Here is an 11,810-nt window from a genome sequence, read left to right as displayed (position 1 = left end):
TACCCCACCTCTTCTTTTTATTTAAACGAACGGGAGGTAATTTCATGTTGAAGAAGATGACCATGAAAGACGTGGACTTAAAGGGGAAACGTGTATTTTGCCGAGTAGATTTCAACGTGCCAATGGCTGAAGGAAACGTAACTGACGACACGCGCATCCGTGCGGCATTGCCGACCATCGAATATTTGGTGGAGAACGGTGCGAAAGTGATACTGGCGAGCCATTTAGGCAGACCAAAAGGCCAAGTCAGCGAAGACTTGAGACTGGCTCCTGCCGGTGCAAGGCTGGCTGAATTATTACATAAAGAAGTAAAGAGCCTCGATGAGTCGATCGGGGAAAACGTGGAACAGGCCATAGCGGCTATGGAAGAAGGCGATATCGTCTTGTTGGAGAATGTCCGCTTCCATCCAGGTGAAGAAAAAAATGATCCGGAATTAGCAAAAGCTTTTGCTGATTTGGCTGATGTCTTTGTAAACGATGCATTTGGCGCAGCACACCGGGCGCACGCAACTACTGCCGGTATTGCCGAGCATCTTCCAGCAGTTTCCGGTTTGCTTTTAGAGAAAGAATTAGATGTCCTAGGAAAAGCTTTGTCTGAACCGGACCGCCCGTTCACAGCGATTATCGGCGGCGCAAAAGTAAAAGACAAAATCGGGGTCATTGACCACTTGTTGGATAAAGTCGATAACTTGATCATTGGCGGCGGCTTATCGTATACATTTGTGAAAGCGCAAGGCTATGAAATCGGAACTTCTTTATTAGAAGAAGATAAAATCGATTTGGCACTGTCTTTCATCCAAAAAGCGGAAGAAAAAGGCGTGAAAATGTATCTTCCGGTTGACGTAGTCACGACAAAAGAATTTTCAAATGACAGCGAAACGAAAGTGGCTGACATAAAAGAAATTCCAAGCGACTGGATGGGGCTGGATATCGGGCCGAAAACAGTGGAACTTTATGCAGACGTCATCAAGAATTCGAAATTGGTCATCTGGAACGGGCCAATGGGCGTTTTTGAAATGAGCTCTTTCGAAAATGGCACGAAATCGGTAGCGCAGGCGATGGCTGAAACGGATGCTTACACGATTATTGGCGGCGGCGATTCAGCAGCGGCAGTAGAGCAATTCCACGTAGCCGATCAAATGGACCATATCTCAACAGGCGGCGGTGCCTCTCTTGAATTCATGGAAGGCAAGGATCTTCCAGGAGTCAGTGCACTGACGGACAAATAAACAATAAAATTAACAATGTTTAAGAAAACGGATAAGAGGAGTGGATTTCTTTGAGAAAACCGATTATTGCAGGTAACTGGAAAATGTACAAAAAGTTTTCAGAAGCTAAACAATTCATCGAAGAAGTAAAAGGATTGGCACCGGATGCAGATAAAGTCGATTCGATCATCTGCGCACCTTCCCTATTCCTTCAACCATTAGTGCAGGCTACGGAAGGCAGCACGCTTCAAATTGGTGCCCAAACGATGCATGATGCAAAAGAAGGCGCCTATACTGGGGAAGTCAGCCCGGTCCAATTGAAAGATATCGGCATCAATTATGTCATTCTTGGCCATTCGGAGCGCCGCCAGTATTTCAATGAAAGCGACGTTTCGGTCAATAAAAAAGTCAAAGCTGCATATGAACATGGCATTACGCCGATCATGTGCGTAGGTGAAACATTGGAGCAGCGTGAAAGCGGCGCAACCGCTTCGATCGTAGAAAACCAAGTAGCAGCAGGCGTTGCCGGGTTGGCTGAAGAGCAGATCAACCAATTGGTCATTGCCTATGAGCCGATTTGGGCGATTGGAACTGGAAAAACAGCCACTGCTGAAGATGCGAATGAAGTTTGCGGCGTAATCCGCAAAAAAATCGCGAGTCTATACAGCCCGGAAGCGGCCGATCAAGTCCGCATCCAATACGGCGGCAGCGTCAAACCGGCGAATATCGAAGAATTGCTCGGTATGGAGCACATCGACGGCGCATTGGTCGGCGGTGCAAGTTTAGAGGCAGATTCATTTGTCAAATTACTAGAGGCGGGATTGCATGCGTAATACAGAAAATCCAGTGGCACTTATCATTTTAGATGGCTTCGGCTGCCGCCAGGAAACATTCGGCAATGCTGTGGCGCAAGCGAAAAAACCTAATTTTGATAAACTCTGGGAAACCTATCCACATAATCTTTTAACGGCATCTGGCGAGGCTGTCGGCCTGCCGGATGGCCAAATGGGCAATTCGGAAGTCGGGCATTTGAATATAGGTGCAGGCCGCATCGTTTATCAGAACTTGACCCGCATCCATAAATCAATCCGTGATGGCGACTTCTACCAAAACCCGGCGTTTCTTGAAGCGGTAGCCAATGTAAAAGCGAAAGGTACTTCGCTTCACTTGATGGGCTTATTGTCAGACGGCGGTGTCCATAGCCACTATGAGCATTTGTTTGCGCTTTTGGAACTTGCGAAGCAGCAAGGTTTGACGGAAGTCTACGTTCACGGCTTCCTAGATGGCCGTGACGTCGGCCCGCAAACGGCGCTCGGCTATATTGAAAAAACAGAAGAAAAAATGGCAGAAATTGGCATTGGCCGGTTTGCATCCATCAGCGGACGCTATTATGCCATGGACCGCGACAAACGTTGGGACCGTGCAGAAACAGCTTACCGCGTCATCGTCGACGGGGTGGGCCTGACTGCATCTTCTGCAACAGAAGGATTAGTTGAATCGTATGACCAGGGCGTCATGGACGAATTCGTTGTGCCGTATGCGATTGTCGAGGAAGGCGAACCGGTTGCAACGATCAACTCGGATGATTCGATCATCTTCTTTAATTTCCGTCCCGACCGGGCGATCCAGTTGACTTCGGCATTGATTACGGAAGATTTTAATAGCTTCCCGTTAAGCGCCAATCATCCGAAGAACCTGACTTTTGTATCTTTCACTTCTTATAGTGACCTTCTGCCAACGCGCATCGCTTTTGAAACGGTGAACTTGGAGAATACAATCGGCGAAGTGATTTCGGCAAATGGTTTGACGCAGCTGCGCATTGCAGAAACTGAGAAATATCCGCACGTTACGTTCTTCATGAGCGGCGGACGCGAAAATGTTTTCCCGGGTGAAGACCGGATTTTGGTCGATTCACCGAAAGTGGCGACTTATGACCTGCAGCCGGAAATGAGCGCGTATGAAGTGACAGAGAAATTGGTCGCTCAAATCGAAGCGGATGCACACGACGCGATTATCTTGAACTTCGCTAATCCGGATATGGTCGGCCATAGCGGAATGATTGAACCAACGATCAAAGCCATCGAAACCGTTGATGAATGCTTAGGCAAAATCATTGATGCGCTGCATGCAAAAGGCGGTTCGGCCATCATCACAGCGGACCACGGAAACGCGGACGAAGTGGTGACAATCGACGGCTTGCCGATGACGGCGCATACGACAAACCAAGTGCCGGTCATCGTCACTAAACCAGGAGAAGTGCTGCGAAACGACGGCATCCTGGCCGATTTAGCACCAACTGTTCTCAAATTATTGAACATCGAACAACCGAAAGAAATGACAGGAAGACCACTATTCTAAACTAAGGGAGCTGTTTTTACATGCCAATCATTACTGACATTATTGCACGCGAAATTTTGGATTCACGAGGAAACCCAACAGTCGAAGTTGAAGTATTCACAGAAAGCGGCGCGTTCGGCCGCGCAATCGTTCCATCTGGAGCATCTACAGGAGAATATGAAGCTGTAGAACTTCGCGATGGTGACAAGAGCCGCTACCTTGGAAAAGGCGTTCTTAAAGCAGTTGAACACGTAAACAGCGAAATTGCGAATGAACTAGAAGGCAACTTCTCCGTTCTTGACCAAGTTTCGATCGATAAAGCGTTGATCGAATTAGATGGCACTGAAAACAAAGGCCGTCTTGGCGCTAACGCAATTCTTGGCGTTTCAATGGCAGTGGCTCATGCAGCTGCAGATTACTTGGACCTTCCGCTTTATCAATACTTAGGCGGCTTCAACGCAAAACAATTGCCGGTTCCAATGATGAACATCTTGAACGGCGGCGAGCACGCAGATAACAACGTCGACATCCAGGAATTCATGGTTATGCCAGTAGGCGCTGAATCTTTCCGCCACGCAGTTCGCATGGGCGCTGAAATCTTCCATAACTTGAAGAGCGTCTTGAAAGAAAAAGGCTACAACACTTCTGTTGGGGACGAAGGCGGATTTGCTCCGAACTTAGGATCAAACGAAGAAGCGCTTCAAACAATTATGGAAGCGATCGAAAAAGCCGGCTACAAACCAGGCGAAGATGTCTTGCTTGCCATGGACGTTGCGTCTTCTGAAATCTACGATAAAGAAAAAGGCGTTTACAACTTGCCAGGCGACAACACAGTGAAAACTTCTGCTGAAATGGTTGACTGGTACGAAGAGCTTTCAAACAAATACCCAATCGTTTCAATCGAAGACGGTTTGGATGAAAACGACTGGGAAGGCCATAAATTATTGACTGAACGCATTGGCGATCGCGTTCAATTAGTAGGGGACGACTTATTCGTAACCAATACGAAGAAATTGGCTCAAGGGATTGAGCAAGGCGTCGGCAACTCCATCTTGATCAAAGTAAACCAAATCGGTACGTTGACAGAGACATTCGACGCTATCGAATTGGCGAAACGTGCAGGCTACACAGCAGTCATCAGCCACCGTTCTGGTGAATCCGAAGACGTTACGATCGCGGACATCGCGGTAGCGACAAACGCTGGGCAAATCAAAACGGGTGCCCCTTCCCGCACAGACCGCGTTGCTAAATACAACCAATTGCTGCGCATCGAAGATCAGTTGAACGAAACTTCTCAATACCTTGGTGTGAAAACTTTCTACAACTTGAAAAAATAAATGCAAATCATGACTTTTTAACGATGCTATTGTCATAGTTCTAAGTTTTTGGTAAACTTAGTCTTGTTGTGAAAGTTCTTGTCCAGGAGGTGGAATTTATGCATACGTTGTTAATGACGCTTCTTGTCATCGTATCGCTCGCATTAATCGTTGTCGTTTTATTGCAATCAGGAAAAAGTGCAGGTCTTTCGGGAGCCATCTCCGGTGGAGCAGAGCAACTTTTCGGCAAGCAAAAAGCACGTGGGCTGGACCTAGTCTTGCACCGAGTAACGATCGTGCTGGCTGCCTTATTCTTTATTCTGGCTATCGCCGTTACAAAAGTTTAATGTAGAGATTAAATCGCCTGACCAATACACTGGTTAGGCGTTTTCTTTTAGGAATGTATATTTTTAATGTGGTATAAAGAAATCGCTTCTGGCGGACGCTTTCCGCGGGCAAGGCTTCTGCCGCTTCCCTCGCTTCGCTCAGTCCAGTGGCTCCAGCTCGTGCTGTTCCCGCAGGAGTCGCCGCCATCCGCTCTTTCTTCTAGCTTAAATATTTTTGAAGTTCTAAATAGAATTAACTTACTTTCATATCAATAAATCTCAAAATACTTTTACATATGTAAATCTATTTTGCGGAATATCGAATAAATGAGAAACTTTTATAAATTAGGATGGAGGATTTTTATGCGAATTTCGCAGCCAAAACCATTTTTCTTTAAATCAGGGCCGAGAGCGGTCTTGTTGTTGCACGGATTTACAGGGAACTCGGCGGATGTACGAATGCTTGGCCGGTTCTTGGAAAAGCATAATTATACATCGATTGCGCCTCATTACGCAGGGCACGGCGTAGAGCCGGAAAAGCTGATTCCGACAGGGCCGGAAGATTGGTGGAAAGATGTCGAGTCAGCTTATCACCAATTGCGGGATGAAGGCTATACCGAAATTGCCGTGGCTGGATTGTCGCTTGGCGGCGTATTCACACTGAAATTAGGGTATACATTCCCTGTGAAGGGTTTGGTGACGATGTGTGCGCCGATGTATATGAAAACAACCGACTTGATGTATGAAGGCGTTGTAAAATATGCACAGGAATACAAGAAGTATGAAGGAAAAAGCGACGAAGTTATCGAAGAAGAAATGGAAGAGTTCAAAAAGCACCCGATGGAATCTCTGGCTGATCTGCAGGCACTAATCGCGGATGTGAAAGAACATGTCGACCATGTCTATGCACCGCTATTTGTCGTCCAAGGCAGATTAGACGATGTCATCAATACGGATTCTGCGAATGTCATTTACGAGAACGCAGAATCATTTGAGAAAAAGATAAAGTGGTATGAGGAATCCGGGCACGTCATCACGCTCGATAAAGAAAAAGAACAATTGCACGAAGATATTTTAGCGTTTCTCGAAACACTCGATTGGGGTGTGTGAAGCGTCTAAAGGAGGAAATGTAGATGGGAAAAAATGAAGCGTCTCTGGACCAAAGGTTATTGTCGTTTATGCGCGAAGATGCGTATAAGCCTTTGACTGTACAAGAAATAGAAGAGCAATTCGGCTTTGAAGATGCCGATGAATTTAAAGAATTGGTGAAAACTTTAGTGAAGCTGGAAGAAAAAGGGCTGCTCGTCCGTTCACGCGTGAACCGCTACGGCGTACCGGAGCGCATGAACTTGATGCGCGGAAAATTCATCGGCCATCCACGAGGCTTCGGTTTTGTGGCGCCTGAAGAAGCGGGCATGGATGATGTGTTTATTCCGCCGACGGAAGTAAACGGTGCGATTAACGGAGATACGGTATTGATCCGAATTTCTGAGAATTCGTCCGGCGACCGCCGTGAAGGAGCGATTATCCGTATCCTTGAACGCGGAACGACAAAAGTGGTCGGCACGTTCCAGGACAATCGCGGCTTCGGCTTCGTGATATCCGATGATAAGAAAATGAACATGGACATCTTTATCGCCAAAGAAGACACGTTAGGCGCTGTAGATGGCCATAAGGTCGTTGTGGAAATCACAGGCTGGCCGGAAGGCAGAAAATCTGCGACCGGCATGGTCACGCAAATTCTTGGCCATAAAAACGATCCGGGTGTCGACATTTTATCGATCATCCATAAATACGGCATTGAAACAGAATTTCCGGCAGATGTGCTGGAAATGGCAAACAGCGTACCGGAAGAAATCGATCCCGCTGATTTGAACGATCGCCGCGACTTGCGGAATGAGCAGATCGTGACGATTGACGGCGCCGATGCAAAAGACTTGGATGATGCGGTTCAAGTCGTGAAGCTGGAAGACGGCACGTATAAACTCGGCGTCCACATTGCCGATGTCAGCCATTACGTAACGGAAGATTCGCCGATCGACCGGGAAGCATATGACCGCGCAACGAGCATTTATTTGACGGACCGCGTGATTCCGATGATTCCGCATCGCTTGTCGAATGGGATTTGTTCGTTGAATCCGCAGGTGGATCGCCTGACACTATCGTGTGAAATGATTTTCAACGATAAAGGGGAAGTGCTGTCGCATGACATTTTCCAAAGTGTCATCAACACTTCTGCCCGGATGACGTATACGGACGTATACGAAATTTTGGAGCAGGACAATAAAGAACTAAAAGAAAAATACGCTGAACTTGTGCCGATGTTCGAGCTCATGAAGGAACTTGCTGCGATTCTGCGCGACCGCCGCATGCGCCGCGGGGCCATCGATTTCGATTTCAAGGAATCGAAAGTGCTGGTGGATGAAGACGGCTACCCGGTGGATGTCGTGGTCCGCGAACGTACGGTGGCTGAACGCTTGATCGAAGAATTCATGTTAGCTGCGAACGAAACGGTCGCAGAGCATTTCCATCGCATGGAGGTCCCAGCGATTTACCGGATCCACGAAGATCCGAAGCCTGAGAAACTGCAGCGCTTCTTTGAATTCGTGACGAATTTCGGGATTGTCGTGAAAGGGACGGGGAACCAGATCCATCCGAAGGCCTTGCAGGAAATCATTGAATCGATCGAAGGCACACCGGAAGAGCCGGTCGTTTCGACGATGATGCTTCGTTCGATGCAGCAGGCGAAATACTCTTCGGAGAGCCTTGGGCATTTCGGTTTGTCGACTGAATTCTATACGCATTTCACCTCGCCGATCCGCCGTTATCCGGATTTGATCGTGCACCGCTTGATCCGGACGTATTTGATCAATAAAGACTTGTCAAAAGCGACAATCATGCATTGGGAAGCGAATATGGATGAAATCGCGGAGCATACGTCCGAGCGTGAGCGCCGGGCGGTAGAAGCAGAACGCGATACCGATGCGTTGAAGAAATCGCAATACATGGCAGATAAAATCGGGGAAGAGTTTGACGGCATTATTAGTTCGGTTACGAATTTCGGATTATTTATCGAATTGCCGAACACGATTGAAGGGCTCGTGCACGTCTCACACATGACCGACGATTATTACCGCTTCGACGACCGCCAGATGATGATGATCGGCGAACGCAGCAATCGCCAGTTCCGCATCGGCGACGAAATTCGCATCAAAGTCATCGGCGTGAAGCCGGAAGAATCCGCGATCGACTTTGAAATTGTCGGCATGCCGGAAGTGAAGCGCCGCACGCGGAAAGACGCACCAAAAGTCATCCGTGCGACGAAAAAAGAAGGCGCTGGGAAACCGGGCCGCGGCGGCAAGCCAGGCCGCGACGGAAGATCAGGCGAAGGCGGCGGACCGACACGCAAACCGAAAAACAAAAAGAAAAAGTTCTATGAAGGCGTAGCAAGAAACAAGAAGAACAAAAAGAAAAAATAAACCGGTTTAATAGAATAGACAGTATAGAGTTGCGCGTTCAAGGTGTAAACATCGGCGTCCCAGAGTAGATGGGGCGCTCGCGCTTTTCTGAATCCAGTTGAGGTGAACAGCATGGCAAAAGGTGAAGGCAAAGTCATTGCCCAAAACAAAAAAGCCGGCTTTGATTATTTCATCGAAGAAACGATCGAAGCGGGCATCGTATTGCAAGGAACAGAAATCAAATCGGCACGAAACGGCAAAGTCCAATTGGTCGATGCATTCGTCCGGATCCGGAACGGCGAAGCGTGGATTTCGAATATGCATATTGCCCCGTACGAGCAAGGCAATATCTTCAACCACGATCCGACCCGCGTCCGGAAACTGCTTTTGCACAAAAAGCAGATCAACGAATTGATCGGCGTCTCAAAAGTGCAAGGAGCTGCGATCATTCCATTGAAGATGTATTTAAAAGATGGGTACGCGAAAGTGCTCCTCGGCATCGGTAAAGGGAAGAAGAACTACGATAAGCGCCAGGATCTGAAGAAAAAAGATGCGAAGCGCGAAATCGACCGGGCCATCAAGGACCGCGGCCGCTACTGATCGCTTTTCTTGATATTTAGTCCCTATTGCCCTATAATTAATTTATAACACCGAAGCTAACATCTTCCGTGTTCCCTTTTATATGAGGGGACGTTACGGATTCGACAGGGATGATCTGGGCTTGGGTCGCGCGTCGGAGGATCGGCTCCGTCACCAACGTAACTATAGTAACTGGCAAAACAAACCAAAACCTAGCATTCGCAGCGTAAGCTCGGATCTGCTCTTAGCATCCATCACCCATGTGGCTGTGTAGAGCTCAACTTTAGTGGGATACGGTCGGCAGTGCAACTTGAGCTGTCGGCAAGAGATTTTCAAGTTAGCGCATACGACGCCTGCTTATCGGCATAGTACTGCGCGAAACCTAAATGGATAAGCTACACGCGTAGACGCTCAAGTAGCGGAGTTTCTGGACGCGGGTTCGACTCCCGCCGTCTCCATAGTGAGATAAACAAAGAAGAACGCCAAAACCTTTTCGGAGGTTTTGGCGTTTTTTGTTATGTAAAGAGACAGAGTTTATAATGTTAAGTCATTTTATAAACCTGATTTTTTTATAGAAGATAACTGGCTAATATTGTGATAAATGAATTATTTTATTGATCTATTCGTCTTTGCTCTTTAAACTATAGTTACATTAAGAATGAGGTGCATAGGATGAAAGATATAAATAATCACTGGCAATTTTCCAGAATTCCCAATATTGAAGAGTCTAATTTCAATAAAATATTAGAACGTTTCTATAGTTTAGGTGTCGCAGGTCTGACTCGTGAGAACATCCAGAATTCCTTGGATGGCCGATTAAAGGAAGCCGATCAGCCGGTTGTGGTAAAAATTGAATTGGGGACTGTTAAGAGGCAATCGATTCCAGGGATAGAATCTATTGTTCAGCGTATCAATAGTTTAGAAGGCCGAAATGGTTATACAAAAGAAACAATTAGCCATATGAAAGCTTCGATGTTGGAAGATAAAGTTCGTTATATTTCTTTTGAAGATAGCAACACAAAGGGATTATCAGGTGCCAAATATGGTCAAACTAATTCGAAAGATCATACATGGGGAATATATGCTTATAACAAGGGTGTACATTTTGAAGAGAAGGATGAAAATTTCGAAGCTTCGCGCGGCGGTTCACATGGTGTAGGGAAAATCGCATCGAATGCCGCATCCGACATTCATATGATGTACTTTGCAAATTGTGATGCTGAGGGTGAACAGCATTTAGGTGGAACCATACAGCTTATTGAGCATAAATTAGGGAACAACTATTATCGTTCTACAGGTTATTTTGCAAAATTAATTGATGAAAAATTCATGCCGTTTGAAAATCATTTTCATCAGATTTTCGAGAAGAAGACACGTGGTTTAAAAATTGTCATTCCTTTCCTCAGAGAGAATTTTTATAAAAAAGATGAAATAATCCGTGCTATTTGTGATAGCTTCTTCGTTTCAATCATTGAGGAAAAACTTATTGTCCATGTGAACGATTTGATCATCGACAGCAAGACAATTGATGCGATTGTCTCGGATCCTCAATACTATACTCAGGAAATCGAGATGATGAAAAAAGTTTTCACGCCTTTATATGTCAATACTTATAAAAATATGCAGCCACGCACAATTGAAGTAGGAAACCAAACCAAGATCTATAAATTTAATCTGTACTTCAATTACGATGAGCGAATTCCAAAGGGGCGAATGGCAATCATTCGAACCATCGGGATGAAAATTGAGGACTTCGCTGTGAAAAACAATTCGACCAAGCCTTTTAATGCGGTGTTAATAGGAGGCATTGAAGAGGATAGCTATTTAAAATCGTTGGAAAATGAATCACACACAAAGATTTCAAGCGATGACATTAAGGACCCTCACTTAGTGAAGCAGGCCCGGAAATTCATCGGTAATTTGAATAAGGAAGTCGTTAAAGTTATTGAAGAAGAGATTCGAAAGTCCAATCCTGTAGACGGAAAAATCAATACAGGAGATCTCTTGTACACAATGGAACTTGATTTCAAGGATAATTTATCGCAAGCGTTTGCGGCCACGAAAATAAAAAACGGCAAAAGTCTTGTAACAAATGAAACTGGCGAAAATACAGATGCTACTCAAGCAAAGATCAAACGTAAAAAGAGAGAAAAGACTGCTAAGGTAGATTCGACTGATACAGGGGTCCGAAAAAAGGGCAAAATGCGGGAAAAAGGCGTAAATGAAAATGCAGCTGAAGATCAAAAGGACGAATATAAAATTAATCCAGCTCGTGTTGAGCGGTTATTGATGCAGAACCAGGAAGTTATACAATTGAATCTTGCTAGCAATCCCGAGGTGGCTAAAGCTCAAAGCTGTCAGATCAAATTTAATATTATCGATGGAATGGGAAAAGAGTATTTGAACGAGTTCAATATGCTGGAAAATTATTCGACCGTAATAGATACAAATAGTGGCAATGATTGCGAAATCAGCCCAGATTCAATTAAAAATGTTTCAATCAAAGATGGTATTGTCAGCTTACAATTAGCATTAAAACCTGCTTTTAACCGCTCATTAAAATTTATGTATTACGTAGAGGTGTAA

General features: G+C 45.7%; 9 protein-coding genes and 1 other RNA gene. All 10 read left to right on the top strand.

The features are described 5' to 3' along the window. Positions 1-47: 47 nt before the first annotated feature. The 10 genes from BN1080_RS11615 to BN1080_RS11570 all read left to right on the top strand — a co-directional run bounded on the left by BN1080_RS11615 (position 48) and on the right by BN1080_RS11570 (position 11,810). A complete protein-coding gene (locus BN1080_RS11615; protein WP_199876663.1) occupies positions 48-1,229 on the top strand; it encodes a phosphoglycerate kinase in 1,182 nt (393 codons plus the stop codon). A gap of 50 nt (positions 1,230-1,279) precedes the next feature. Next, positions 1,280-2,041 (top strand): triose-phosphate isomerase, encoded by a 762-nt coding sequence (tpiA, locus tag BN1080_RS11610; protein ID WP_052652229.1) that lies wholly within the window; start codon positions 1,280-1,282, stop codon positions 2,039-2,041. Beyond that, positions 2,034-3,566 carry a 2,3-bisphosphoglycerate-independent phosphoglycerate mutase gene (gpmI, locus tag BN1080_RS11605; RefSeq protein WP_052652228.1) on the top strand — a complete coding sequence of 511 codons (1,533 nt, stop codon included), beginning with the start codon at positions 2,034-2,036 and terminating at the stop codon, positions 3,564-3,566. The genes tpiA and gpmI overlap by 8 nt, the downstream gene beginning before the upstream one ends. A gap of 20 nt (positions 3,567-3,586) precedes the next feature. Further along, entirely contained in the window at positions 3,587-4,882 is a 1,296-nt protein-coding gene (gene eno, locus BN1080_RS11600; RefSeq protein ID WP_052652227.1) for a phosphopyruvate hydratase, read from the top strand. Between the two features lie 98 nt (positions 4,883-4,980). Further along, entirely contained in the window at positions 4,981-5,208 is a 228-nt protein-coding gene (gene secG, locus BN1080_RS11595; RefSeq protein ID WP_008429540.1) for a preprotein translocase subunit SecG, read from the top strand. 342 nt (positions 5,209-5,550) lie between these two features. Continuing rightward, positions 5,551-6,297 (top strand): alpha/beta hydrolase, encoded by a 747-nt coding sequence (locus tag BN1080_RS11585; RefSeq protein WP_052652225.1) that lies wholly within the window; start codon positions 5,551-5,553, stop codon positions 6,295-6,297. A gap of 23 nt (positions 6,298-6,320) precedes the next feature. Then, the gene (rnr, locus tag BN1080_RS11580) at positions 6,321-8,666 is read left to right on the top strand and encodes a ribonuclease R (RefSeq protein WP_052652224.1); all 2,346 of its coding nucleotides are present in this window, start codon (positions 6,321-6,323) and stop codon (positions 8,664-8,666) included. Positions 8,667-8,777: 111 nt separating this feature from the next. Continuing rightward, entirely contained in the window at positions 8,778-9,245 is a 468-nt protein-coding gene (gene smpB, locus BN1080_RS11575) for an SsrA-binding protein SmpB (RefSeq protein ID WP_052652223.1), read from the top strand. Between the two features lie 86 nt (positions 9,246-9,331). Next, positions 9,332-9,685: a transfer-messenger RNA gene (gene ssrA / locus BN1080_RS17040) on the top strand. 211 nt (positions 9,686-9,896) lie between these two features. Next, on the top strand, positions 9,897-11,810 hold the full coding sequence (locus tag BN1080_RS11570; protein WP_052652222.1) for a glycosyltransferase family protein: 1,914 nt from the start codon (positions 9,897-9,899) through the stop codon (positions 11,808-11,810).

Source organism: Planococcus massiliensis (genome assembly GCF_000821325.1).
GTDB lineage: Bacteria > Bacillota > Bacilli > Bacillales_A > Planococcaceae > Planococcus > Planococcus ruber.
The sequence above is the reverse complement of the archived record's forward strand: the minus strand, read 5'-3'. Positions and strand labels throughout refer to the sequence as shown.